The 24408-nt window shown below is 67.3% G+C and carries 21 protein-coding genes; 7 read left to right on the forward strand and 14 right to left on the reverse strand.

The window, feature by feature from the left end:
- The first annotated feature begins 120 nt into the window (after positions 1-120).
- From F1599_RS17470 to F1599_RS17485, 4 genes are all read left to right on the forward strand, one after another.
- A complete protein-coding gene (locus F1599_RS17470; protein WP_150083917.1) occupies positions 121-1320 on the forward strand; it encodes a CaiB/BaiF CoA transferase family protein in 1200 nt (399 codons plus the stop codon).
- A 14-nt stretch (positions 1321-1334) separates the two neighbouring features.
- Positions 1335-2255 carry a hydroxymethylglutaryl-CoA lyase gene (locus tag F1599_RS17475; protein ID WP_150083918.1) on the forward strand — a complete coding sequence of 307 codons (921 nt, stop codon included), beginning with the start codon at positions 1335-1337 and terminating at the stop codon, positions 2253-2255.
- Positions 2256-2416: 161 nt separating this feature from the next.
- On the forward strand, positions 2417-3385 hold the full coding sequence (locus tag F1599_RS17480; protein WP_149315962.1) for a Bug family tripartite tricarboxylate transporter substrate binding protein: 969 nt from the start codon (positions 2417-2419) through the stop codon (positions 3383-3385).
- Between the two features lie 49 nt (positions 3386-3434).
- Positions 3435-4418, forward strand: a complete 984-nt coding sequence (locus F1599_RS17485; RefSeq protein ID WP_223819711.1) for a Bug family tripartite tricarboxylate transporter substrate binding protein — start codon at positions 3435-3437, stop codon at positions 4416-4418.
- Here the strand turns inward: F1599_RS17485 and pip are convergent.
- From pip to F1599_RS17510, 5 genes are all read right to left on the reverse strand, one after another.
- On the reverse strand, positions 4390-5376 hold the full coding sequence (pip, locus tag F1599_RS17490) for a prolyl aminopeptidase (RefSeq protein ID WP_150083919.1): 987 nt from the start codon (positions 5374-5376) through the stop codon (positions 4390-4392). The two genes, F1599_RS17485 and pip, sit on opposite strands and share 29 nt — an antisense overlap.
- A gap of 139 nt (positions 5377-5515) precedes the next feature.
- The gene (locus F1599_RS17495; protein WP_223819712.1) at positions 5516-6214 is read right to left on the reverse strand and encodes a DUF2182 domain-containing protein; all 699 of its coding nucleotides are present in this window, start codon (positions 6212-6214) and stop codon (positions 5516-5518) included.
- 196 nt (positions 6215-6410) lie between these two features.
- Positions 6411-7037 carry a DUF1326 domain-containing protein gene (locus tag F1599_RS17500; RefSeq protein WP_149315960.1) on the reverse strand — a complete coding sequence of 209 codons (627 nt, stop codon included), beginning with the start codon at positions 7035-7037 and terminating at the stop codon, positions 6411-6413.
- A 416-nt stretch (positions 7038-7453) separates the two neighbouring features.
- Complete coding sequence (locus tag F1599_RS17505) at positions 7454-8425, reverse strand: Bug family tripartite tricarboxylate transporter substrate binding protein (protein WP_150083920.1); 972 nt, start codon at positions 8423-8425, stop codon at positions 7454-7456.
- 459 nt (positions 8426-8884) lie between these two features.
- Entirely contained in the window at positions 8885-9784 is a 900-nt protein-coding gene (locus F1599_RS17510) for a metal-dependent hydrolase (RefSeq protein WP_150083995.1), read from the reverse strand.
- A 363-nt stretch (positions 9785-10147) separates the two neighbouring features.
- Between F1599_RS17510 and F1599_RS17515 the strand changes: the two genes are divergently transcribed.
- Positions 10148-10531, forward strand: a complete 384-nt coding sequence (locus F1599_RS17515) for a hypothetical protein (RefSeq protein ID WP_150083921.1) — start codon at positions 10148-10150, stop codon at positions 10529-10531.
- Between the two features lie 143 nt (positions 10532-10674).
- Here the strand turns inward: F1599_RS17515 and F1599_RS17520 are convergent, their stop codons facing one another.
- From F1599_RS17520 to F1599_RS17530, 3 genes are all read right to left on the reverse strand, one after another.
- Positions 10675-11862: an MFS transporter gene (locus tag F1599_RS17520; RefSeq protein WP_223819713.1), complete on the reverse strand. Its 1188-nt coding sequence runs from the start codon at positions 11860-11862 to the stop codon at positions 10675-10677.
- Positions 11863-12043: 181 nt separating this feature from the next.
- Positions 12044-14359, reverse strand: a complete 2316-nt coding sequence (locus tag F1599_RS17525) for a xanthine dehydrogenase family protein molybdopterin-binding subunit (protein WP_150083923.1) — start codon at positions 14357-14359, stop codon at positions 12044-12046.
- Positions 14359-14829, reverse strand: a complete 471-nt coding sequence (locus F1599_RS17530; RefSeq protein ID WP_150083924.1) for a (2Fe-2S)-binding protein — start codon at positions 14827-14829, stop codon at positions 14359-14361. The genes F1599_RS17525 and F1599_RS17530 overlap by 1 nt, the downstream gene beginning before the upstream one ends.
- Positions 14830-15098: 269 nt before the next feature.
- Here F1599_RS17530 and F1599_RS17535 point away from each other — a divergent pair, with 269 nt between their 5' ends.
- Positions 15099-15989: a LysR family transcriptional regulator gene (locus F1599_RS17535; RefSeq protein ID WP_150083925.1), complete on the forward strand. Its 891-nt coding sequence runs from the start codon at positions 15099-15101 to the stop codon at positions 15987-15989.
- A gap of 85 nt (positions 15990-16074) precedes the next feature.
- Here the strand turns inward: F1599_RS17535 and F1599_RS17540 are convergent, their stop codons facing one another.
- From F1599_RS17540 to F1599_RS17565, 6 genes are all read right to left on the reverse strand, one after another.
- On the reverse strand, positions 16075-16551 hold the full coding sequence (locus tag F1599_RS17540) for a RidA family protein (protein ID WP_150083926.1): 477 nt from the start codon (positions 16549-16551) through the stop codon (positions 16075-16077).
- A gap of 34 nt (positions 16552-16585) precedes the next feature.
- Complete coding sequence (locus F1599_RS17545; RefSeq protein WP_149315941.1) at positions 16586-18037, reverse strand: aminotransferase class V-fold PLP-dependent enzyme; 1452 nt, start codon at positions 18035-18037, stop codon at positions 16586-16588.
- Between the two features lie 235 nt (positions 18038-18272).
- On the reverse strand, positions 18273-18944 hold the full coding sequence (locus tag F1599_RS17550; protein WP_149315940.1) for a response regulator: 672 nt from the start codon (positions 18942-18944) through the stop codon (positions 18273-18275).
- Positions 18910-20457, reverse strand: coding sequence for a cache domain-containing protein (locus F1599_RS17555; protein ID WP_223819714.1), 1548 nt, complete (start codon positions 20455-20457; stop codon positions 18910-18912). Before F1599_RS17555 ends, F1599_RS17550 begins: the two co-directional genes overlap by 35 nt.
- A gap of 595 nt (positions 20458-21052) precedes the next feature.
- Complete coding sequence (locus F1599_RS17560) at positions 21053-22060, reverse strand: tripartite tricarboxylate transporter substrate binding protein (protein WP_150083927.1); 1008 nt, start codon at positions 22058-22060, stop codon at positions 21053-21055.
- A gap of 22 nt (positions 22061-22082) precedes the next feature.
- Entirely contained in the window at positions 22083-23264 is a 1182-nt protein-coding gene (locus F1599_RS17565) for a M20 aminoacylase family protein (RefSeq protein ID WP_150083928.1), read from the reverse strand.
- 156 nt (positions 23265-23420) lie between these two features.
- Here F1599_RS17565 and F1599_RS17570 point away from each other — a divergent pair, with 156 nt between their 5' ends.
- Complete coding sequence (locus tag F1599_RS17570; RefSeq protein WP_150083929.1) at positions 23421-24329, forward strand: LysR family transcriptional regulator; 909 nt, start codon at positions 23421-23423, stop codon at positions 24327-24329.
- Positions 24330-24408 lie beyond the last annotated feature (79 nt).

The following is a 24408-nucleotide window of genomic DNA, read 5'->3' on the forward strand; positions in this document are numbered from 1 at the left end:
ATGAAACGGTGAAACGCGAGTAGCAGAATGAATTGTCCAAAATAATCAATGGCTTATCTCGCGCCGCAAAGGTGGCATGGGGCTTGCGGAACAAGCCGCATGCTACCGACGGAGGAAAGAATGCAGGCGCTCAGCCATATCACCGTGCTGGATTTGACCCATATGCTGTCGGGCCCGTACGGCACGATGCTGCTGGCCGATCTCGGCGCGCGCACCATCAAGGTCGAGCCGCCCGGCGCCGGAGAGGGGACGCGGCGGCTGCTGGCCGAGAGCGAGGACTATGCGCGCGACGGCATGGGCGCCTACTTCCTGACGCTGAACCGCAACAAGGAGAGCGTCTGCATCGACCTGAAGTCCGACGCCGGCCGCGCGGTGTTTCTCGATCTGGTGCGCCATGCCGATGTGGTGTTCGACAACTTCAGCGCCGGCGTCACCGAGCGGCTGGGTATCGATCATGCCGCGCTGTCGCAGGTCAATCCGCGCATCGTCACCTGCTCGGTGACGGGCTTCGGCCAGACCGGCCCGGACCGGCAGCAGCCAGCCTTCGACCAGGTCGTGCAGGCGATGGGCGGCGGCATGTCGATCACCGGCATGGCCGATGGACCGCCAGTGCGCAGCGGCATTCCGATCGGCGATCTGGGCGGCGGCGTGTTCGGCGCGATTGGCGTGCTGGCGGCGCTGGCCGAGCGCGAGCGCAGCGGCGTGGGACAGCACGTCGATATCTCGATGCTGGATGCGCAGATCTCGCTGCTGAACTACATGGCGACGATGCATCTGATGTCGGGCATCGTGCCGGAGCGGATCGGCAACAGCCATTTCGTGCACGTGCCGTACAACACCTATCCCACCCGCGACGGCCACATCATCATCGCCTGCATCGGCGATGCGTTCTTCGAGCGCTTCCTGAGCGTGATCGACCATCCCGAGTTGCGCCGCCCGGAATATCTGCGCCAGCCGGGCCGCTACGCCGACAAGGACCGTATCGACGCGATCATCGGCGATGTGCTGCGCGGCGAATCGTCGGCATATTGGCTCGACCGGCTGCGCCAGGCCCGCATTCCGTGCGGCCCGGTCAATGACTTCGCCCACGCGCTGCGCGAACCGCAGGTGCTCGGCCGCGACATGGTGGTCGAGGTCGAGCTCAAGACTGGCGAGACGGTGCGCATGCCCGGCAATCCCGTCAAGCTGTCGCGCGCGGCCGCGCCGGCTTACAGCTGTCCGCCCGCGGTCGGCGAGCACACGGAGGCCGTGCTGCGCGATCTGCTCGGCTACGACGCCGATCGGCTGGAGCGGTTGCGCGCCGCGGGTGCGGTCGCATGACGGAGGCGACGACGATGGAACAGGAAACGATCGTCATCACCGATGTCGCGCCACGCGATGGCCTGCAGAACCAGGCCGTGGCGATTTCGACCGAGGGAAAACTGGAGCTGGTCCGCCGCCTTGCCGCGGCCGGTGTGCGCAGCGTCGAGGCGACCAGCTTCGTCTCGCCCCGCGCGGTACCGCAGATGGCCGATGCGGCCGACGTGGTGGCCCGCTTGCGCGGGGAGCTGCCCGATCTGCGCCTGTCGACGCTGGTGCCGAACCGCAAGGGACTGGAGCGCGCGCATGCCGCTGGCGCGCCGGAGATCGCCGTGGTGCTGTCCGCGACCGAGACCATGAACCTGCGCAACATCAATATGGATCTGGCGCAGGCCACCGCGGTCAGCGAAGAGACGCTTGCCCACGCACGCGAGCTCGGCCTGCGCACGCGCGCCTATGTCGCAGTCGCCTTTGTCTGTCCGTTCGAGGGCGAGGTGCCGCTCTCCACCGTGGTCCGGCTGGCGCAGCGCATGCGCGAGGCCGGTGCGCAGGAGATCGTGATTGCGGACACCATCGGCGCCGCCGCACCGGCCGGAGTCAAGGCGCGCATTGCCGCGCTGGCCGACACCTTCGAGATCGACCGGCTCGCGGTTCATCTGCACGATACGCGCGGCCTCGGTGCCGCCAATGCGTGGGCCGCGCTGGAAGCAGGCGTGCGTCGCTTCGACGCCAGCGTCGGCGGCATCGGCGGCTGCCCCTTCGCCCCCGGCGCGGCCGGCAATCTGGCGACGGAGGACCTGGTGTTGATGGCGGAGCAGAGCGGCTTTGCCACGGGTATCGCGCTGGAGGGCCTGCTCGATGCCGTCGGTTATGCGGAGTCGCTGCTGGGACGTCCGTTGGGCGGGCGATCCAGCGCATGGCTGCGGCGCCGGTACGGGGCTGAACCGGTGACATGAGTCCGCCGTCCGGAATCACGCTACAGCACCAGCAAGCCCCGACAAGCACAACAAGCAAAACAAGCACAACAAGCACAACAAGCACAACAAGCACAACAAGCACAACAAGCACAACAAGCACAACAAGCACAACACACAACGAACACAACAGGAGACAACCGATGCTGAACCATCGCTGGATGCGCGCGGCCATGATGAGCCTGGCTTGCCTGGCCGCCGCCGTGCCTTGGGGCCACGCCGCCGCCAAATGGCCCGACAAACCCGTCACGCTGATCGTGCCCTATGCCCCAGGCGGCGGCACCGATATCGTCAGCCGGCTGGTGGCGCAGAAGCTGTCGGAGCGCTGGGGCCAGTCGGTGGTGGTCGAGAACCGCCCCGGCGCCAACGGCGTGATCGGCACCGGCCACGTCGCCAAGTCGGCGCCGGATGGCCACACCTTGCTGATGGTGGTCGGCTCGCACGCGATCAATCCGGTGCTGATGAAGAGCCTGCCGTATGACACCGCCAAGGGCTTCACGCCGATCACGCGGCTGGCGGTGTCGCCGATGGTGCTGGTGGTCGCCAAGTCGAGCCCGTACAAGACGCTGAACGACCTGGTGGAGGCCGCGCGCAAGCAACCGCTCGGCGTGGGTTATTCGGAGGGGCAGACCCGCCTGACCGGCGAGCTGCTGCGCCAGGTCGGCAAGCTGCAGACGATCCCGGTGTCGTACAAGGGCGGGGCGCAGATCATGGTCGACATCATCGGCGGCCATCTCGCCTCGGGCTTTACCAGCGTGCTGACCGCCTTGCCGCACGTCAACGGCGGCAACCTGCGCGTGATCGGCGTTGCCGCGGACGAGCGCATGCCGATCTTCCCCGACGCGATGACGTTCAAGGAAGCCGGCCTCGAGGGCGTGCAGTCGCTGAACTGGTATGGCCTGTTCGGACCCGCCGGCATGCCCGCGGCCACGGTCGAACAGATCCACCGCGACCTGCGCGAGGTCACGGCCGACCCCACGGTCGCCAAGCAGATGCGGGACCAGGGCGCCGCCATCGTGCTGACCCCGCCGGACGCGTTCCGCGCGTTTATCGGCAGCGAGACGCAGAAGTGGGCCGAAGTGGCACGCCGCGGCGGCATTCGCCCCGAGTAGCGCAGCGCGGACGCAACGACCCGCGATATAACGAGCAGGAGGAGACAAGATGCAACGCCGCAAACTGATTCAGGCGCTGGGGGCCGCCGTGCTGGCGCTCGCCGCGGGGCCGGGTTCCAACGCCCTGGCCCAGGACTATCCGGCGCGGCCGATCCGGCTGATCGTGCCGTTCGCTCCCGGCGGGGTCTCGGACACCAGCGCGCGCGTGATCGCCGACAAACTGGGCCAGCGGCTCGGTCAGCAGGTCGTGGTCGACAACCGTCCAGGGGCGTCGGGCAATATCGGCACCGCGATGGCCGCGCAGGCGGCGCCCGATGGCTATACGCTGTTGCTCGGCTTCGACGGCACCATGGTGATCAACCCGCATGTGTTCGCCAAGGTCCCGTTCGATACGGTCAAGGATTTCGTGCCGATCAGCAAGATCGGCGACGCCGCGCTGATCCTGATCACCCATCCGTCGGTGCCGGCGAAGAACCTGAGCGAGCTGGTGGCGTACTCGCGAACCACCTCGGCGGGCCTGTCCTATGGCAGCGCCGGCACCGGCAGCACACCGCATCTGGCCGGCGAACTGCTGAAGGCGCGCACCGGGCTGAACATGGTCCACGTGCCCTACAAGGGCGGCGGACAGGCCATGGGCGATCTGGTCGGGGGCACGCTGCCGGTGCTGTTTACCGCGGTGGCCGGCGCGCAGCAATACGTGAAGAACGGCAAGGCCAACGCGATCGCGGTGTCCGCCGCGAAGCGCGTGCCGTCGCTGCCGGACGTGCCGACGCTGGCGGAGTCGGGCGTGCCCGGCTTCGTCAGCGACTCATGGGTAGGGCTGCTGGCGCCTGCCAATACGCCGAAGGAGATCGTCGACAAGCTGGCGCGCGAGCTCAATGCGGTCGTCAATATGCCCGATACCCGCGAGCGGCTGGCGACGCTGGGGATCGTGCCGTCGGGCAATACTTCGGAGGCCTTCGCCAGCGAGATCCAGAACGACCTGAAGAAGTACAGCGAGATCGTCAAGACCGCGAAGATTCGCGTGCAGTGAGGGCTTGCGCGTCGGCGAAGCGATCGGTCGCGGCGATCAGCTGATCGAGGATGCCCGGCTCCGTCCACGCATGGCCGGCGCCCTCGATCAGATGGAAATCGGCCTGCGGCCAGGCCTGGTGCAACGCATAGGCATAGCGCGCGGGGCATGGCATGTCATAGCGGCCATGCACGATGACGCCGGGAATGCCGGCCAGCTTGTGCGCGTCGCGCAGCAGCTGGCCTTCTTCCAGCCAGCAGCGGTGCGTGAAGTAGTGGTTTTCCAGCCGCGCAAACGCCAGCGCGAAATGGCCGTCGTCGTGCCTGGCGGCGATCGCCGGATCGGGCAGCAGCGTAATCGTCTCGGCTTCCCACACGCTCCATGCGCGCGCGGCTTCGATCTGTTTGGCCTTGTCCTCGCCGGTCAGCAGCTTGCGGTAGGCCGCCATCATGTTGCCGCGCTCGGCCTCGGGCACTGGCGCCTGGAAACGTGCCCACTTGTCGGGGAACATCTCCGACACGCCATATTGGTAGTACCAGTCGAGCTCCGCCTGAGAGACCGTGTAGATGCCGCGCAAGACCAGCTCGCTGACCCGCTCGGGATGCTTCTGCGCATAGGCCAGCGCCAGCGTCGAACCCCACGAGCCGCCGAACACCAGCCAGCGTTCGACACCGGCCAGCGCGCGCAGCCGTTCGATGTCGTCGACCAGATGCCAGGTCGTATTGGCTTCTAGCCCGGCATGCGGTGTCGAGCGGCCGCAGCCGCGCTGGTCGAACAGCAATACGTCATAGCGTGACGGATCGAACAGGCGCCGATGGTCGGGCGAGATGCCGCCGCCCGGCCCGCCGTGCAGGAACACCGCCGGCTTGGCGCCCGGCGTGCCGGCACGCTCGTAGTAGATGACGTGGCCATCGCCGACATCGAGCGTGCCGGTCTCGTAGGGTTCGATTTCGGGATAGAGCGTGCGCAGCGAGGGCATGGATGCGGTCTCCGAGGGGGAATACCGCAGTGTACCGGGGGCGAACGCCCTCCACAGCCTCGACGGCCGCCACAGCTGCAACAGCGGCCCCAGCGGCCCCCAATGGCGACAGCTGACACAGCCGCGACAGGCCCCAGGATCAGGCCGCCATCGGCGCCGCGCCAAGCCAGATCAGCAGCGCCCCTGCTGCGATCAGCACGATTCCGGACAGGCGCGCCACCTGCAAGCCCCCGGGCCCCACTTTCTCCAGCAGCACGAGCAGGGCCAGCGCGGCGACCCAGGCCAGCGCCATCACGCCGGTCACGAACAGTACGCCCATCAGCGCCCAGCAGCAGCCCAGGCAGAACGCGCCATGCCGCATGCCCATCGTCAGCGCACCACGCTTGCCGTCGCGCCAGTTCGTCATCAGGAAGCCGAGCGGGCTGCGGCAGTGGGTCAGGCAGACCCGCTTCCACGGCGTCAGCTGATAGAGGCCCGCCACGCAAAGGATCGCGCCCGCGGCCACGCGGCTCGACATCGCCATCGCGGGCGACAGCAGCAGGGCCTCGTGCAGGGCCCATTGCACGAGCGTCATGGCCGCGCTGAAAGCGGTCCAGACGGCCAGATAGCCAAGCCCGAAGCAGACCACCGTCGCCGGCAGCCTGCGGTTCTCCCGCCGGCGTTGCAGTCCGGCGTAGATCAGCACCACCGGCGCGGCGGCCGGCGCCATCATGCCGATCATCATGACGACCCACATTGCGAAGGTGTAGAGCAGGTCCGCGGCCGTCCAGGGCATCGGCATGTCCTTGCCCATGCCCATGCCGGCCATCATGGCGTCGTGATCCGCAGTGGGGGGCATCGACCGGTCCAGATGGATCAGATAGCCCCACGCAAGCGCCGCTATGGCGAGCATGCAGGCCCAGCCGAACAGCCGGTCGCGCCGCTGCAATGCGCCGTACCGGGCGGCGTCCCGACCGCCGTCTCTACCGCCGTCCCGATCGTTGTCCCGATCGTTGTCCCGAACGCCGGCCGGTAGCGGCACCGCGCCGGCGGGCTCAGGCTCCCTGCCAGGAGAATGGCGCATATTGGCCATTGTTGCGGCCGCTGTCATCGTCCCAGACCATGCCCAGCGCATGGACGTGGCTGCGTGCGGGGCGCGCCAGCGCGACGCGGTCTGCGGCCGGGTGACCGGTGTTATCCAGATGGATCGGCTCGGTCGCATTCGGATTGATGCCCATCACGCCTTCGGCCGCCATGTCGACCAGGTTCGGCGCGGTGACCGACCAACTGCGGCTGTTGCGGTCGAAGCGGATCTGCGCCGATTCCACCCCGGCGAACGAGCCGACCAGCGGGGAGAGCGCCGCCATCGGCCCGCCCGCGGCGCCGCTGGCAATCGCGGTGATCGCATCACGCTGTGAGGCATCGGCGCGTTCGTCGACGATCACGCCGACGGACCAGTTGCCCTTGCCCATTTCCTCCGGCGTCGACCCCAGCACGATAAAGCCGAGCCCATCGAGCGACACCTCGCCATATCGGCCCTGCTCGATCTGGAAGCCCATGGCGAAGATGCAGTGCCCCTTGGTGGGCGGCGCGGCCAGCTGTCCGGGCAGGCACGGGCAGATGAAGTCGCAGTTGCAGGTCTCGTAATACTGACCCTCGATGTTCCAGTTGGGCGTGGCCATGGTTTGCCTCCTTGCCTTGCGTCCCGGACCGCACTCTCGTACCGCGGTGGAGCGGGCGGTACGCGGCGTCTCGGTTTCGCGTGTACCGATTCACTGGAATATAGGTGAGCGGGCGGGGGATGCCGGCGGGGCCGGCAAAGTCAGTGATTTTTGCCTCGGGATGGCGGGCGAGAGCGGCGGTGCGGGGAAGGTGGCAGTGCGGGGAACGGCGGCAGTGCAGGGAAGGCGCGGGTGCGGGGAGGCGCGGAGCGGGGAGGGGAGGCGGAGAACGGGGAACGGAGAACGGAGAACGGAGAACGGGGAAGGGGGAGCGGGGAAGGGGGAGGGGGGAGATGGGGCGCCGGTGCCGCCGGCGGGGCGGCGGCACCGGGATCATGCAGGCGTCGGCGAGACGCCCGGCGAAGCTGCGCTGCGGCTTATTCCACCGTTGCGCCGGACTCCTGCACGATGGTCTTCCACTTCTTGTAGTCGGACTGGACCAGATCGGCGAACTGCTTCTGCGACATCAGCTTCGGCTCGGCGCCCTGCTCGTGAATCGCCTGGATCATCGCCGGCGTGGCGAGCTGCTTGTTCACTTCGGCAGCCAGCTTGTCGACCACCTCGCGCGGCGTTTTCGCCGGCGCGAAGATGCCGTACCACGTGCTGACGTCGACCTGCTTGTAGCCGCTTTCGGCCAGCGTGGGCACATCCGGCAGCGAGGTGCTGCGCGTGGCCGAGGTCACGGCCAGCGCGCGCAGCTTGCCCGCCTTGATCTGCGCCATGGCCGACGGCACCGAGGCCACCATCAGGTCCACGTTGCCGGCGATGGCGTCCATCATCGCGGCGTTCGAGCCCTTGTACGGCACGTGCAGCAGCTTGATGCCCGCGGCCTGGCTGAAGATCTCCGCGGCCAGATGAATGGTCGTGCCATTGCCGGGCGAGCCGTACTTGATCGAGCCGGGCGCGCGCTTGGCGGCGGCCACCACGTCGGCGATGTTCTTGAACGGCGAATTGGCCGGCGCGACGATCATGATCGGTGTGTAGGCGACATGCGTCACCGCGACCAGGTCCTTGCTCGGGTCGTACTTGACCGTCTTGTACAGCCACGGGGCCACGACGAGGTTGTCCTTCTGGCCCATCACCAGCTCGTAGCCGCTCGGCGCCGCGCGCACGACCTCGGCAATGCCGATGGTGCCGCCGGCGCCCGGGCGATTGTCCGGCACCACGGTCCATTTGGCGCTCTGGGTCAGCTGATTGGCGACGAGGCGGGAGAGGATATCGGTGCCGCCGCCCGGAGGGAACGGAATCACCAGTCGGATCGGCTTGGCAGGCCAGGCCGTGTCGGCCTGCACCGGGGCGACGGCGGCCATGCCGCAGGCCGCCAGAAGGGCGAGCAACGCCTTCTTCATCGTCTGTCTCCTTGTTTGGGATGTCCCGAACCAGTCGTGTTGCTGGCTTGTCGCGGCCGGATGGCGCCGGTCCCGCTGGGCTGGAGCAAGTCTAGAGGGCGGGAGTGGAGCGGGCGAAGTCATATTTTCAGAGACCAGATATGCGTTTTAAAAATAGCGGAGGTTACCACTAACGGCGGTAGGAGGGAGATGGATGGGTCTAAGGGAGGGCCATCGCGGGCGCTGAAGGAGGTAGGGAACGGGCAGCCGCAATCGCCCGAAGCGCCCGGCGCATGCAGGGCTTCGCCGCGCGTCCTAAACGGATCAGCTGGACGCCTGGCAGGACCGGGCATTGGAGGCGGCGTGCCTGGATGACGTATTTCGCGCCTGAACCGCGCAAATGAGGCGCGAGAACGCGTAGGGCCGAGACTGGCCGCAGGGCGATGCCCTTCCTTCAGCCTCGGCCGCGTCGGCGGAGATTCAGAAATCCACTTTCTGCCCGGGCTCCGGCACGATGACGCGGGTCGCATCCGTGGCGCCCAGCGCCGCGGTGAACTCCGCCGGCGTGCCGCGCAGCATGGGGCTGGTCAGATAGTGGATCGGGATCGCATACCGGGGGCGGATCATCTCGCGCACGGCGATCGCCGCCTCGCGCGGCCCCATGGTGAAATGCCCGCCAATGGGGATCAGCACCAGGTCCGGTTTGTAGAGCTCCGCCACCAGCCGCATGTCGGCGAACAGGCCGGTATCGCCCATGTGCCAGATGCGAAAGCCGTTCTCCATCTCGATGATGTAGCCCACCGGCTCGCCGCCGTAGTGGACCTCGTCCTTGCCCGAGCTCGGGTTCTTCCAGACCAGCTCGGAAGAGTGCTCGGCATGCACGGCGGTGATCTTCGGACCGTTGGCACCGAAGGGCGTGACCGTACCGCTCTTGCCGAAGCGCTGCGACAGGTTGGCCGGCACCATGCCGAGGCTGACGAGCGTCTGCCCCATGCCGCCACCGTTGTAGATCGGTGCGTTATGCATCTTCGCCAGCGCCGGCGCATCGCCCAGGTGGTCGCCATGGGCATGCGTGACCAGGATCAGATCGACCTTGCCGAGCGTCTGCAGCTGCTTGAATGGGGCGGGCGTCTTGGGGTTCCCCGTCAGCCAGGGATCGATCACGATGACCTTGCCGCCGGGCGTCGTGATGCGCGTGGCGGCCTGGCCCAGCCACAGGACCTCGGTTTTGCCTGCGGCAGTCTGGCCCGCGGCGGACGGCAGGAGGGCCGGTGTGGAGGCGGACGTCGCGGTGGGGGCGGTCGGGCCTGTAGGCGCGGTGGCGCATGCACCGAGCAACGTCAGCAGGGCGGCGAGCAGAAGGGGGCGCGCTTGTGGCATGGCTTCCTCCGGGCGTTGTGGGCGAGGACGACGTGGGCGCAGGCGTGATGCGAACCAAAGCGACTGCCAAGCGGCAGTATTGGTACGCGCCATGGCGGTGTCAACCTGACGGGGATTGGCTCGTCTTCTCCGCCCGGCCAGCGCGCCCGCTCGGTACATCGATGATCTCCGTATCCTCCAAGGTCCCGAATAGCGCCACCAACGAAATATCAAAATATTTGAATAAAAAGACCAAACCAACGTACTTCTTCAGGCTCGGCGGACCTCTATAGTTCGGCACATGGACAACGCGACGGCGCAACAAACCCAAGCGCGGCAGCGTCCGGATCGATTCAAATCTGCTGACTAATAAAGGAGAAAGCCATGCCCAAGAACGCGACCCTGAAGATCGCCTCCGCTCTGCTGCTGTCGCTCGCCGGTGCCGGGATCGCGCAGGCCGCGACGGTCCCCGCGGACAAGTACGGCTACGAGTTCCGCACGCCGCAGACGTTCACCGATGGTGCCCGCACCTTCGACGTGCATAGCGATGGCGCCCGCGGCTTCGACCCGTACACGCAGGGCGCCCGCAAGGCCGACCCCTATGTCGACGGCGCGCGCAAGGTTGCCGGCCTGGATCGCGTGGGCGTCTCGGCCACGCCCGGTCGGGCCGCCGATGCGTACACGGACGGCGCCCGCGGCTTCGATGCCTTCAGCGAAGGCGCGCGCGGCTTCAATCCCTACCTCGACGGCGCCCGGGCCCAGGCCTGATGCCGGGCGGCGCGACCGGGTACACGGCGGCGCGCCGCACTCGCTGTCCGCAGGGGGCAGGAGCGGATATTGGTGAAGGTGGCGGCGAAGTAGTGGCGAGGTGGTGTCCATGTGGCCGGCGAGGTGGCGGCGAAGCAGGCCGCTCAGCCGCGCCCCATCAGCCGCCGGCCGCTGCCCACCGTCAGCGCCGCCAACACCAGCAGCACCGCGCCGCCGATCAAGGTCGCAGCGATGGAGATGCGGTCCAGCAGCATGCCGCCGAACGCGGCGCCCAGCATGATCGCCAGCTGGATCGCCGCCACCATCAGGCCGCCGCCGCTCTCGGGCTCGTCCTCGATGCCGCGGGACAGCCAGGTCGACCAGCAGACCGGGATCGCGGCGTTCAGCGCGCCCCATGCCACCATCGCGACAGCAACCGCCCAGAAGCTGTGCCCGAACGCCAGCATGGCGACGGTCGCGGCCGCCAGCGCCAAGGGCAGCCCCATCAGCAGCCGATACAGCGAGCGGCCCACCCACGCCGAGGCGTAGTACGTCCCGATAAAGCCCGCGACGCCGAGCCCCAGCAACAGCAGCGACAGCTCTGGCACGGTGACCTGCGTGTAGCGCTCCAGGAACGGCCGGAAGTAGGTGAAGGCCGCGAAGGCCCCGCCGAACGTCAGCATCACGGCGACCATCGCGATGGCGACATGCGGGCGCCCGAGCAGTCGGAAGACCTTGCCGACCGGATTGGTGGCCCGCGGCGGCATCGACGGCAGGCTGAACCATTGCCAGAGCAGATTGGCGAGCACGAACGGCACCAGTACCCAGAACACGCCGCGCCAGCCGATGATGCCGCCCAGGTAGCTGCCGATCGGTGCGGCAAACGCCGTGGCCATCCCATTGCCGGTGTACATGATGCCGAGCGCCTTGGGTACGTCGGCGGCTGGCACCAGCCGCATGATGGTCGCGGTCGCCAGGGCCCAGAAGCCGCCGATGGTGATGCCCAGCAGCCCGCGCGCCACCATCAGCACCGCGAAGTTCGGCGCGATTGCGATCAGCACCAGCGAGGCCAGCATGACGCCGGTCAGCGCCATCAGCACGCGGCGGCGGTCGAAGCGGCCGGCGACCGTGGCGATGAACAGGCTGGCGATGACGGCGAACAGGCCGGAAATCGAGATGGCTTGTCCCGCCATCCCTTCGGTGGCATGCAGGTCGGCGGCGATCGGCGTCAGCAGGCTGATCGGCATGAACTCGGAGGCGATCAGCATGGCCACGCACATGGTCATCGTGCCGATGGCGCTCCAGCGCTCGCGGCGCGATGAGGCAAGGGGCAGGGCTGCGGAATTTGTCACGGTATCGAAGCGCATCGACGTCTGAATATCAATCCACGAAGGCGTGACGAGCCCTTGCGGCCGTTCAGCGCAATGGCGGGCACGTCGGAGGGCACGTCGGAGTAAAAGGGGGCCCCGCGCAGGTCAGCGTGACCTGCGCGGGGGGCGATCGGGACGGCGATCGGGGCGGAAAGCGCGGCGCTTACGCGACCGTGCGGACCGGCAGGCTGCGGATGCGTTTACCGGTGGCCGCGAAGATCGCGTTGCACAGCGCGGGCGCCACGGGCGGCACCGGGGGCTCCCCGACGCCGCCGGGCGGCGTGTCGTGGCTGCCGTTGACCAGGTGGGTGCGGATCACGCGCGGCGAGGCGTGGTGGCGCAGCACCTCGTAGTCGTGGAAATTGCTCTGCTTCACGCGTCCTTTCTCGAAGCTGATCTCGCTGGTCAGCGCCAGGCTCAGGCCCATGATGGCGCCGCCTTCCATCTGCGCGCGGATGCGCTCCGGGTTGATCTGCGGCCCGCAGTCCATCGCCATGTCGACGGCGACGACCTGCACCTCGCCCTTGTCGTTCACGGCGACCTCGACCACCGTGGCCGTGTAGCTCATGAAGCTGTAGCAGAAGGCCAGGCCCAGGCCATGCCCGCGCGGCAGCTTGCGGCCCCAGCGCGCGCCGCGGGCGGCGGCCTCGATCACGTCGCGCAGCCGGCCGGTGTCGTAGGGATAGCGCTCCGGCGACTCGGTGTAGTTCCAGGTGTCCGCCATGGTGCGCGGATCGATCTTGCGTGCCGGGCCGATCAGGTCCAGCGCGAACTGCTTGTGGTCCTTGCCGGCGCGATGCGCCAGTTCGGCAATGAAGCACTGCGCGGCAAAGGCATGCGGGATATTGGCGACCGAGCGGAACCAGCCGATGCGGGCGTGGGCTTCGACCTCGGCGGTCTCGACCCGGACGTTCGGAATCCGGTACGGCATGTTGATGGCCGACATGCCCGACTCGAACAGCTGCTGGCCCTTGGCGCCCTGCGTAAACAGCGAGCCGATGGTCGGCGCCGCGCTGCGGTGCAGCCAGGTCTGCGGCCTGCCGTCCTTGCCGACCACGGCTTCGATCCGCTCCACCGACACCGTGTGCAGGTAGTCGTGATGGATGTCGTCCTCGCGCGTCCATACCAGCTTGACCGGCGTACGCGGCATGGCCTGCGCGACGATCGCGGCCTCGTCGACGAAGTCCGGCTTGGACTTGCGGCCGAAGCCGCCGCCCAGCAGCAGCACGTTGACGCGCACGTCCTTGGGCTCGAGCTTGAGCCGCTTGGCCACGGCGGTCTGCGCGGCAACCGGATTCTGGATCGACGTCCATACCTCGGCGGACTTGCCGCTGACGCGCACGGTGGCAACCGGAGGCTCCATCGAGGCGTGGGCCAGATGGGGGACGTAGTACTCGGCGGCGTAGCGCTCGGCCTCCGCGCTGTTGTTCCACGCGGCCGGCGCATCGCCTTCGTTGCGCACGACCTTGCCCGGTTTGCGCGCGGCGACCTCGAGCGTGCGGCGATACGCGGCGGAATCGTAGCCGGCGTTGGGCCCATCGTCCCAGTCGATCTCGAGCGCGGCACGGCCCTGCATCGCGGCCCAGGTATTGCGCGCCACCACGGCGACGCCGCCCAGCGGCTGGAAGGCCGGCGCGCCGCTGAACGGCGGGATTTCGACGACCTTCAGCACGCCCGGTACGGCCAGCGCCTTCTCGGCGCGGACGGCCCGCGCCTTGCCGCCAACCACCGGCGGCCGTGCCACCACGGCATAGACCATATTCGGCAGGCGCACGTCCATGCCGTAGGTGGCCTGACCCTTGCCGATCGCTTCCAGATCGACCATCCGCACGCGGTCCTTGCCGATGTAGCGGAACTGGTCTGGCGTCTTCAGCTTGAGCGTGCCCTCGGCAGGGACTGGCTGCTTCGCGGCGTCGGCGGCAAGCTCGCCATAAGGCAGGCGCCGGCCCGTTGGCAGGTGCACCACTTCATGCCGTTGCGCGCGGACCTCGCCGACCGGCACGGCCCAACGCGCGGCGGCCGCTGCTTCCAGCATCTGCCGTGCCGCCGCACCGACGCGCCGCATCGGCATCAGGAAGTGCCGCACGCTGCGGGACCCGTCGACGTTCTGGTTGCCGTAGCGGGTCTCGTTGGCCTCGGCCTGCACCACCTTGACGCGGTCCCAGTTCGCCTCCATCTCGTCGGCGACGACCATCGGCAGGCTGGTTCGCACGCCGGTGCCCATCTCGGCGCGGTGCGCGACGATGGTCACCGTGCCGTCCGCGCCGATCGAGACGAACACCAGCGGGTCGGACACCGTGCCGCCGGGCATGGAGTCGGCGCCGTATTTCTTCGGCGCGTCGTCGTCCGCGTGCGCCAGGCCAATGACGCCAATGACGCCATTGGCGCCGACCGCCAGCGACAGCGTGCCGAGCAGCGTTCCCTGCAGGAAGCCGCGGCGGGACAGGTCCGGTGCCTGGATCGAGTCGTTGTCGCGCATCACTTGCCTCCCTTGGCCAGGGCGCCGGCCGCCTGCTTGATGGCGGCGCGGATTCGCGGATAGGTGCCGCAGCGGCAGATATTGCCGCTCATCGCCTCGTCGATCTGGCGCTCGCTGGGGGCCGGCGTGGCCTTCAGCAGGCTGACCGCGGACATGATCTGCCCGGCCTGGCAGTAACCGCACTGCGCGACGTTGTTCTCTACCCAGGCCTTCTGCACCGCGCGGCCGACGCGATCGGCTTCCACGCCCTCGATCGTCGTGATGGCGTGCCCGTCCGCCGCGGAGACCGCGGTGATGCAGGCGCGAATCGGCGAGCCGTCCATATGCACCGTGCAGGCGCCGCACAGTGCCATGCCGCAGCCGAACTTGGTGCCGGTCATGCCCAGCTCATCGCGCAACACCCACAGCAGTGGGGTGTCGCCCGGGACGTCGACTTCCTTGATCTGACCGTTCAATTGGAGGCGTGCCATGGTGCAATAGGGGAGTAATGGAATGGGGGTGGGTTTTTTATTCGGCGGCGAGCCTGCAGCCGGGCTGCGCGTCAGCGCAATGATATTCGGTTATTTGGAATGGATCATTACGCCAATCGGCAAGCACTCATGTATTGTATTCATCAATGTTTTCCCCTGCAGGGGACGACGAAGACGATATTCCGCTATCCCGCCATCCCGCTATCCGTATGGAATGCGGGCAGTCACCGCAACGGCAATTGCAACCGCAAACCCCAACCGCAGCTCGCATGGCACGCGATAACATCAACGACATTCTCGCCTTTCTGGCCGTCGCCCGGGAACGCAGCTTCACGCGCGCGGCCGCCAGGCTCGGCGTCTCGCAATCCGCGCTCAGCCATACCATCCGCGCGCTGGAGACGCGGCTGGGCGTGCGGCTGCTGACCCGCACCACGCGCAGCGTATCGCCGACCGAGGCCGGTGAACGGTTGATCCAGACCGTGGCGCCCAGGCTGGAAGAGGTCGAGGCCGAAATTTCCGCGGTCAGGGAATTGGGCGACAAGCCGATCGGCACCGTGCGCATCACGGCGATCGATCATGTCATCGACAATATCCTGATGCCGCGGCTGTCGAGCCTGCTGGCGGCCTATCCCGAATTGCGCGTCGAAATGAATTCGGACTACCGGATGGTCGATATCGCGGCCGAGCAATACGATATCGGCGTGCGCTGGGGCGACCAGATCGCCAAGGACATGATCGCGGTGCGGCTGACGCCGGATGTACAGATGATGATCGTCGGCGCGCCGGACTATTTCGCGGCGCACGGCGAACCACGCTCTCTCGAAGACCTGCTCAGGCACAACTGCATCACGCTGCGGCTCAGCGGCGGCGGCTTGTATGCCTGGGAACTCCGCCACAAGCGGCGCGCGGTCCAGGTTTGCGTCAGCGGGCAGCTGACCTTCAACACCGCCTATCAGATGGTGCGTGCCGCGGCCAGCGGCGGCGGCCTGGCCTTCGTGACGGAGGACCTGGCCGAACCCTATCTGCGCGACGGGAGTCTGCGCAGGGTCATGGACAATTTCTGTCCGAAGTTTCCGGGACTGTTTGCCTACTATCCGAACCGGCGCCATGCCTCCCGGGCGCTGAGGCTGGTGATCGAAGCGATCCGCTGCCCGGAATGAGGCGAACAACGACGCGGCGGGGCGCGACTCGCGCCGCGCCCCGCCCGCCCCGCCGAAAGGGCCTCCCTACCGCAATGCAGCCCGCTCAGGGCTTCACTGCAATCGCCCCGATCTCCACGGCCACATCGCGCGGCAGCCTGGCTACCTGCACCGTCGCGCGCGCCGGCGTGACGCCGGTGAAGTAGGTCCCGTAGACCTCGTTCATCTTGGCGAAGTCGTTCAGGTCCTTCAGGTAGACCGTGGTGGAAACCACGTTGGCCATCGTCATCCCGTCGGCGGCCAGCACCGCCTTCAGGTTGTCGAGTACCAGCCGGGTCTGCGCCTCGATCGGCGCGTCCTTCATCAACTCCCCGGTCTTCGGATGGATCGGGATCTGCCCCGCCAGGTACAGCACATTGCCGGCACGGACCGCCTGCGAATAGGGTCCGATGGCCTTGGGCGCATCGGGCGACGAGACGGCACGCAGTGCACCACCTTGCATGGCGCCGCCATGCTGGGCGCAGGCGGACAGCGATGCCACCCCGCAAGCCGCGGCGGCAATCAATGCGATCGATCGTTTCATGGGCTGACTCTTGTTGGAATTGGATTGGGGTCGGTTACGCCATGGCGCCGGACAGATTCCACATCGAATCCACCAGCCGGTCGATGTCGTTGGCGTCGTGCCACAGGTGCGTCGAGATGCGGATGCCGTAGTGCTGGGCGGGCGCGCCGATGACTTCGAAATTGACCGAGCGGATCACGAAGCCCGGCGAAAAGTCGCTCAGCATGCGGTTGACGAACGTCGTTGCCTTCTGCTGGTTCATCGCATCGTCGCGGTTGCGGAACGGGTTGAAGCAGGTCAGCGCCGAGACCAGCTTCGGATCGTCCTTCGGCGAGTACAGCGAATCGATGCCCCAGCGCTCGACGATCTTTTCCTTCAGATAGGCCGACAGCGTCAGGTCGTAGGTCTCGATCTTCTTCCGGCCGATCGAGTCCCACATCTCGCAGGCGCGGGCGAGCGACTTGAACATCGGCACGTGCAGGCTGCCGCAGGACGTCACCGTGGCCGCGATGTCATAGGAGCCGCGCGGCTGCTGCCTCGCGTAGGAACTGGTATGGATCGGGAACCAGTCGGGCAGCGGCAGCGGGTTCGATGCGCGCATCTTGTTGCGGATGACCAGGATGCCGGTCGAGCCCGGGCCGCACTGCCACTTGTGTCCGGCGCCGGACATGAAGTCCATGCCGAGAGCGCCGTAGTCGTACGCCATCATGCCGGGCAGGTGTGCCCCGTCGACGATGCTGATCAGGCCGTGGGCCTTGACCACCTCCATCAGATCGGCGATCGGCAGCATGGTGCCGGTCTTGTAGGTGGGCGAGGACCACATCATCGCGCGCACCCGCTTGCCCTGGCCCTTCAACGCACGGATGCGCTCGTCGAACAACTGGACATAGGTGCTGGCGCTCTGGCGGTTGCCGGTCGGCAGCGGGATCATCGACACCTCGATGCCGTAGCGGTCCACCGCGATATTGAGCGGCGTCAGCCCGCCGCCGTGCTCATGGTTGGTGGTCACCACGACATCGCCCGGCTCCCATTTGATGCCCAGGATCGCATGGCACATGCCCGACGAGGTGTTGGCCGAGAAGGCCAGTTCGTCGCGATCGACGCCGAAGCCCTTGGCCACGGCCTCGCGCAGGTCGGCGAGGTTGCCATAGCCGCTGGCCGAGTCGGCTGCCTTGGCGAAGTTCTCCTGCTGGAAGGTATCGAGCACGACCTGCGGCATCGAGCCGCCGGTGCCGATGTTCATGTAGACCTTCTCGGGCTTGAGCACGAACATGCCCTGCACCTGCGCCCAGAAGGCTTCGTCCTGCGTCAGCCGCGAGCGCAGGTCCGAGGCCTGCGCCGACGCGTCGTCGGAGCAGGCGCCGATCAGCGGCCCCAGGGCCAGCGAGCCGGCGCCGTAGGCCAGCATGCGCAGGAATTCGCGCCGCTTGGGCGTCCACGTCGACAAGTCGTCCACCTGCGGTTGCGTCGCGACAGCCCGTCTCTGCGTTTGCTTCAACTCGTCCATGGTGCTCTCCCGTTTTCGTCCAGCGATCGGCGCATCGGCGCGTCCGCGTGTTCGAACGCATGGCGCCTGTCCAAAAAAAGTCTACGCAAACTACGGTTCCTGCATCAGGACGACTTTCCCCTACGCAGTAATACCGAGAGTGGGCTTTCCGGGCATGCACAAGGGCGATGCGCAAGCGGTCTTGCGCAGTGCAAACGGCACCATCAAGGGGATGGCACCGCAACAGGAAAGATCGTCAGCAGTCTGCCGCTAATGCCTCGTCGGCCAATCCGATCGCATGCAGATCGGAGAAATGCACCGCGTATTTGACGAGCTCGGCGCGCCCGCCGACCTGCAGCTTGCGGCGGACGTGCAGACGATGCGTCTCGACGGTGCGTACCGAGGTGCCGAGCCGCTCGGCGATCTCCTTGTTGGAGTAGCCCTCGGCCACCAGCTTCAGCACGGTGGCCTCCTTGGGCGTCAGCGTCCGGCGCGAGGAGGGAGGCGGTTCGTCGGTCTGCAGGAAGGCCTGCAATTCGGTATTCAGATAGGTGCCGCCCGCGGCGACCGTACGGATCGCTGTCACCAGCTCATGCGCGGGCGCTTCCTTGAGGACATAGGCCGCGACGCCGAGCGCGAAGGCGCGGCGCACGTACTCCGGGTCCTTGTGCATCGACAACGCGACCACCCGTATCGACGGAAACCGCTCGGCGAACCGTGTCGCCAGCTGCAGGCCGTTGGCATCGGGCATGTGAATGTCCGAGACAACCAGGTCGGGACGGCGCTGCTCGGCCAGTACGACGGCGTCCTCCACATTGGACGCCTCGCCGACCACCGTCATTTCGCCGGTGGCCTCCAGGCGCAGGCGGACACCGTCCAGCACGAAGGGATGGTCATCGACGAGCAGCACTCGCAGGTTCGAGGTCATGCAGCAGGGCTCCTTGCAGGGGAACGGTGGCCGGAATGTCGGGCTGGATGCCGGGGCGGCCGTCGGCGCGGATCTCCGCGCGGAAGTCGGCGCGGAAGTCAGCGCGGCTGTCGGAGTCGGGCTCGGGCGCGCGCAGCGCCAGCCGTACCTCGACGCGGGTGCCGTCCGCTCCGGTATGGATGGCGAAGTCGCTGCCCTCCAGGCTTTCGATGCGTTCGCGCATATTGCGCAGGCCGATGCCGCCCTTGCGGTCGGCCCGCACCTTCTTCAGATCGAAGCCGCGGCCGTTGTCCTCGATCGTCAGCACGAGATGGCGGTCGGTGCCGGTCAGCGCGATCTGGACCCAGCCGGCATGGGCGTGGGAGAGGGCGTTGTTCAGCGCTTCCTGCGCGACGCGGAACAGCGCCGTGGCCTGCGCCTCGGACAGCGCCGGTATCGCGCCCTGCTCGGTGAAGCGCAGATCGACGGGGCACTGCGGCCGCAACTGTTCGACCAGCATGCGCAGCGCGGCGGCCAGGCCCAGGTCGCTCAGCAGGGCCGGATGCAGCCCATGCGAGACGCGGCGGATCTCGATCAGCGCCTCCTGCAGGCGGCCCAGCCCCTGCGCCAGCAGTTCATGCGGGGCGTGGCGCCGCGCCGGCGGCGGGGCGTCGTTCCGGCCCTGTACGGGTCCTTTTTCCTGTTCCTGTTCCAGATGGACCTGCGCCGTTTCCAGCAGGTACTTGGACGACACCAGCACCTGCACCACGCCGTCATGCAGCTCGCGCGCGACGCGGGCACGCTCCTCTTCCTGCGAGCTGACCACGCGCCGCGCCAGCCGGCGCAGCTTCTCGCCCGATATGCGGGAGTTGTGCAGGTTCAAGGCGAGGCCGCCCAGGCTGATCAGCATGATCGATCCGAGCGCGAAGGCGCTGATCCGGATCTGCGTCTCGCGCAGCGTGCGGGCGGCATTGGCATCGAAGGCCGCCAGCTCCCGCTCGATGTCGTCCATGTAGAGACCGGCGCCCAGAATCCAGCCCCATTGGTCGGCGGCCCGCACATAGGACATCTTGGGCGCTTCGGTACGGGAAGAGGGCTTGATCCAGTTGTATCGAACAATACCGCCGCCGGAACGGGCCTTGTTGATCAGCAACATGGCCTGGTCGCTGCCGGCATCGGCCGGATCGCAGAAATCGACGCCCTGGATTCCCATGCTGCCCGGGTTCAGCAGCACATTGCCGAGGCGGTCGTAGACGAAGAAGTAGCCGTCATTGCCGAAGTGCATGCGCGACAGGGCGGCGAGCGCCTGCTGCTGCAGGTCCGCCTCCTCGCCGCTGCCGTGGGCGATGCGCACCAGCGTGGCATGTCCGAGCTCGACGTAGTGACGCAGCTCCTTTTCCTTGCTGGCCACGTAGACGGCCTGCACCTGCTGACGATCCTGCCGCGAATGGCTGACCATCTGGTACGAGACCGCCCAGGTCACCAACACGAAGACCACCAGCATGAAGGCCGCGGACAGCGCGACCGTTCTCATGCGGATCGTCAGGCTTTGCACACGTGGGGGCAAATGGATCATCGAGGGGGCGCCCAAGAGCCGGTCGTATTCGGGTTCGGCAAGCCGATCGGATGGCCGCCGACGAAACACCGAGGCGGCGCCGCGCAACATGCCGACGCCGCCGAACAAATCGATTCCTCCCAGTTCGATTTATCGAATCAGCCCGCTGCGCGAGTTCGTTGTCCGCGCTTTGTCAGGCTGATTCTCGACCCCTCGTGCCATCGGCGAACAAGGACTGTTCGGTCGACAAGCATGACGAAAGCTATGACGTTTTTTAGCAAAATGCAAGGAACGGGCCAACAGGTGGCAGACCGTGCAACGCAAGCGATGCGCGCCCCGAAAAGCGGCGCGCATGGATCCGAAATGTCAATGCGGGTCGCCACGAAGAACAATGCAGACATGCGGGTCCAAACGCGGCAAGACGCAGCGAGACGCAGCGAGACGTAGCGAGACGCAGCGAGACGCAGCGAGACGCAGCGAGACGCAGCGAGACGCGGCAAAGGCAATCACCGCGTCGGCGCCGGCACGGCTGCGGCACTGCACGAATACCGTTGGGGGCAGCGCTCGCCGTGCCTTAGCCGCCGTTGGTCTTGCGCCCCACGCTGCGAACCAGCTGCGTGACCCGCGTCATGTAGCGGTCGAAGACCTGATTGGCGTGGGCCTGGGTGTCGATCGGCTGCGCGACGGTGCGGCCCTCGGCCTCGAGCCGGGCGCGGATGTCGGGCTTGGCGAGCGCTTCGCCGATCGCCTTGCGCAGTACCGCCACCCGGTTCTCGGGCGTGCCGGCCTTGACGAAATACCCGCCGCTGATCGTGTACTCGAAGTCGGGCACCGGGCGGCTCTGCGAGATCAAGGGAATGTGCTTGAGCGCCGGGGGCAGGGCCTTCGAGAAGCTGGTCAGGATGCGCAGCCGCCCCTGCTGCTGCATGGCGTCGAAGCTCGACTGGTAGGGCAGGATGGCGAAGTCCACCTCGCCGCCCGCGAGGCCCTGCAGCGCCGGCGCACCGCCCTTGTATGGCACATGCAGGAAGGTGGTGCCCAGCCTGGCTGCCAGCGCGTCGCCCATCAGGTGGTAGATCGAATCGATGCCGACCGTGGCATAGGTCAGCGGCTTGTCCTTGCCCTGTCTGGCCTGTTCGAGAAACCGGTCGAAGGTCTCCGCCGACAGCCCGCTGCGCACCATCAGCACGATGGTGGCGTCGCTGATCGGCGCGGCCAGCATGAAGTCCTGCGGCTTGTAGCGTGCGGCCGGATTGAGCATCGGCGCCAGAAAGACCTCGTTGATCGAGCCGTGGAAGAAGGTGTAGCCGTCGGCGGGCGCGCTCAGCACCTTGTTGGCGCCGATCAGGCCGGTGCCGCCGCCGTAGTTTTCGACGACGACCTGCTGCTTGACCGTCTTGGCGATCGATTCCCCGAAGATGCGGGCGGACGTGTCGCTGGCACCGCCGGCCGGGTAGGGCACCACCAGGGCCAGCGGCTTGACGGGAAAGCCGTCCGCGCGCGCGGGCAGCGCGCCGAGCAGCGAGGTCCCGGCGACAGAGCCGGCATATTGCAGGAAACGGCGGCGATTCAGAGATGGCATCGATGTCCCCGGGGATCGGTTGTCAAACCAGATAGCTTTGTGCCAGGTGCGCCCAGAACGCGGCGCCCACCGGCAGAGCCTTGTCGTTGAAGTCGTACAGCGGGTTGTGGACCATGCAGCCGCCGTCCTCGCCCAGGCCGTTGCCGAGCCGGACATAGGCGCCGGGCCGGTGCTCCAGCATGTAGGCGAAATCCTCGCTGCCCATCACCGGCGGCCGCTCGACCACGTTGTCGGCGCCCAGCAGCCGGATCGCGGCCTGCCGCGCAAATTCGGTCTGCGCGGCATGGTTGACCAGCACCGGATACTTGCGCTCGTAGACCACCTCGCTTTGCAGCCGGAAGCTCTCGGCCTGCGCCGCCACGAAGCCGCGGATGCGTTCCTCGACGAGGTCGCGCACCTTCGGGTCGAGCGTGCGTACGCCGATCTTGATCGTCGCGGTTTCCGGCACGACGTTGTACGTGCTGCCGGCCTGGATGGAGCCGACGGTGATGACGGCCGACTTCAGCGCATCGATTTCCCGGCCGACGATCGATTGCAGCCCGAGCACGATGCTGGCGGCGCATTGCATCGGGTCGATGCCGTGATGCGGCATGGCCCCGTGCGCACCGCGGCCGCGCAGCGTGACGGTGGCGCGGTCGAATGAGGCCATGGCCGGCCCGGTGATGAGACCGATCTGCCCGACCGGCAGGCCGGGCGAGTTGTGCAGTGCATAGATTTCGTCGCAGGGAAACCGGTCGAACAGTCCTTCCTCGACCATGCGCAGCGCGCCGCCTTCGTTCTCCTCGGCGGGCTGGAAGATCAGGTTCAGCGTGCCGTTGAAATCCACCGACTCGGCCAGATACCGGGCCGCGCACAGCAGGATGGCGGTGTGGCCGTCATGGCCGCAGGCGTGCATCTTGCCTGCGACCGTGCTGGCATAGGGCAGGCCGGTCTTTTCCTGGATCGGCAGCGCGTCCATGTCCGCGCGGATGCCGAGCGTCTTCTGCCCGCGCCCCTTGGTCAGTTTCCCGACCACGCCGGTGGTGCCCAGCCCCCGATGCACCTCGTAGCCCCAGGCCGCGAGCCGTTGCGCGACCAGCTCGCTGGTCTGGCGTTCCTCGAACGCCAGCTCGGGATGGGCGTGGATGCGCCGGCGGATCTCGACGAATTCGGCCGACAGCGTGGCGATGGACTGCCGCAGGTCGGCAAGGTGGGAAGTATGCATGGCGGTCAGCGAGCGAATGATGCGCACCATTCTGCTTCCATGGACCGTCCCGCATCCATGACAATGATGGGCGTAAATCGTTGTATAAATAGCAACATTAAAAAACTCGCGCCGGTGCTTCGGACGGCCCGCCGCGTCGACAAGGGGAGAGACGTCATGGACCATGTGCTGGACCGCAAGCGGGCGCTGTGTTTGCTGCAGATCATCGAAACCGGCACGGTGCGCGGCGCCGCCGAGGTGCTGGAGCTCGATCCCTCGGTGGTGAGCCGGGCCGTGGCCAAGCTGGAGCAGGATCTCGGCGTGACGCTGCTGGAGCGGCGAGGGCGCGGCGTCGTGGCGACCGATGCCGGGCGGCTGCTGGCGCTGTTCGCCCGGCGCCAGCAGGACCTGAGCGATACCTTTCTGGCCGAGATCAACAATCTGAAGAACGCGCAGCGCGGGCACGTGGAGCTGGTCTTCGGCGAGGGCTTCGTCGACCTGGTGCTCGAGCCGGTGCTGCAGGGCTTCCTGCGCACGCACCCCGACGTGACCTACAGCATCCAGGTGGCCGGCACCGACGAAACGGTGCGGCATATCCTCGAAGACCTGGCGCATATCGGCTTTGCCTTCCAGCCGCCCAACGATGTCCGGCTGCGCTCGCACTATTCACGGGTGTCGCCGATCCGCGCGCATGTCCGCAAGGACCATCCGCTCGCGCGCCGGCGCCGCGCGCTGACGCTGGCCGACCTCGCGCCCCACCAGGGCGCCGCGCTGGCCGAATCGTTCGGCGTGCGCAAGCACGTGCAGGCGGCCGAGCTGGAGGAACACATCACGCTCAAGCCGATGCTGGTGACCAACTCGTTCAAGGTGCTGTGGGAATTCGCGGCGATGGGGCTCGGCTACATCCTGACGCCGCGTTCGGTGCCGCTGAAGGGGCCGCAGTTCAAGCAGCTGGTGTCGCTGCCGCTGGCCAGTCCGATCCTCAACAACAGCCGGATCCACGTCATTACCCGGGCCGGCAGGCCGCTGTCACCGGTGGCCGACCGCCTGCTGCGGCATGTGGTCAAGGCCTTCCCGCTGATCTGAGGCTCGGCGCTGCCGCCGCAATGAACGTTGCGCCGGATGCAATGATCTTCCCGTTCTTAATCAACGCTTAATGTCGCCC

The organism is Cupriavidus cauae, from assembly GCF_008632125.1.
Classification (GTDB): Bacteria; Pseudomonadota; Gammaproteobacteria; order Burkholderiales; family Burkholderiaceae; genus Cupriavidus; species Cupriavidus cauae.

Bases quoted from the DNA above. Each gene is read 5' to 3' on its own strand.
- F1599_RS17470 (WP_150083917.1), top strand. From the start codon at position 121: ATGCAGGCGCTCAGCCATATCACCGTGCTGGATTTGACCCATATGCTG.
- F1599_RS17475 (WP_150083918.1), top strand. From the start codon at position 1,335: ATGGAACAGGAAACGATCGTCATCACCGATGTCGCGCCACGCGATGGC.
- F1599_RS17480 (WP_149315962.1), top strand. From the start codon at position 2,417: ATGCTGAACCATCGCTGGATGCGCGCGGCCATGATGAGCCTGGCTTGC.
- F1599_RS17485 (WP_223819711.1), top strand. From the start codon at position 3,435: ATGCAACGCCGCAAACTGATTCAGGCGCTGGGGGCCGCCGTGCTGGCG.
- pip (WP_150083919.1), bottom strand. From the start codon at position 5,376: ATGCCCTCGCTGCGCACGCTCTATCCCGAAATCGAACCCTACGAGACC.
- F1599_RS17495 (WP_223819712.1), bottom strand. From the start codon at position 6,214: ATGCCCCCCACTGCGGATCACGACGCCATGATGGCCGGCATGGGCATG.
- F1599_RS17500 (WP_149315960.1), bottom strand. From the start codon at position 7,037: ATGGCCACGCCCAACTGGAACATCGAGGGTCAGTATTACGAGACCTGC.
- F1599_RS17505 (WP_150083920.1), bottom strand. From the start codon at position 8,425: ATGAAGAAGGCGTTGCTCGCCCTTCTGGCGGCCTGCGGCATGGCCGCC.
- F1599_RS17510 (WP_150083995.1), bottom strand. From the start codon at position 9,784: ATGCCACAAGCGCGCCCCCTTCTGCTCGCCGCCCTGCTGACGTTGCTC.
- F1599_RS17515 (WP_150083921.1), top strand. From the start codon at position 10,148: ATGCCCAAGAACGCGACCCTGAAGATCGCCTCCGCTCTGCTGCTGTCG.
- F1599_RS17525 (WP_150083923.1), bottom strand. From the start codon at position 14,359: ATGCGCGACAACGACTCGATCCAGGCACCGGACCTGTCCCGCCGCGGC.
- F1599_RS17530 (WP_150083924.1), bottom strand. From the start codon at position 14,829: ATGGCACGCCTCCAATTGAACGGTCAGATCAAGGAAGTCGACGTCCCG.
- F1599_RS17535 (WP_150083925.1), top strand. From the start codon at position 15,099: ATGGCACGCGATAACATCAACGACATTCTCGCCTTTCTGGCCGTCGCC.
- F1599_RS17540 (WP_150083926.1), bottom strand. From the start codon at position 16,551: ATGAAACGATCGATCGCATTGATTGCCGCCGCGGCTTGCGGGGTGGCA.
- F1599_RS17545 (WP_149315941.1), bottom strand. From the start codon at position 18,037: ATGGACGAGTTGAAGCAAACGCAGAGACGGGCTGTCGCGACGCAACCG.
- F1599_RS17550 (WP_149315940.1), bottom strand. From the start codon at position 18,944: ATGACCTCGAACCTGCGAGTGCTGCTCGTCGATGACCATCCCTTCGTG.
- F1599_RS17555 (WP_223819714.1), bottom strand. From the start codon at position 20,457: ATGAGAACGGTCGCGCTGTCCGCGGCCTTCATGCTGGTGGTCTTCGTG.
- F1599_RS17560 (WP_150083927.1), bottom strand. From the start codon at position 22,060: ATGCCATCTCTGAATCGCCGCCGTTTCCTGCAATATGCCGGCTCTGTC.
- F1599_RS17565 (WP_150083928.1), bottom strand. From the start codon at position 23,264: ATGCATACTTCCCACCTTGCCGACCTGCGGCAGTCCATCGCCACGCTG.
- F1599_RS17570 (WP_150083929.1), top strand. From the start codon at position 23,421: ATGGACCATGTGCTGGACCGCAAGCGGGCGCTGTGTTTGCTGCAGATC.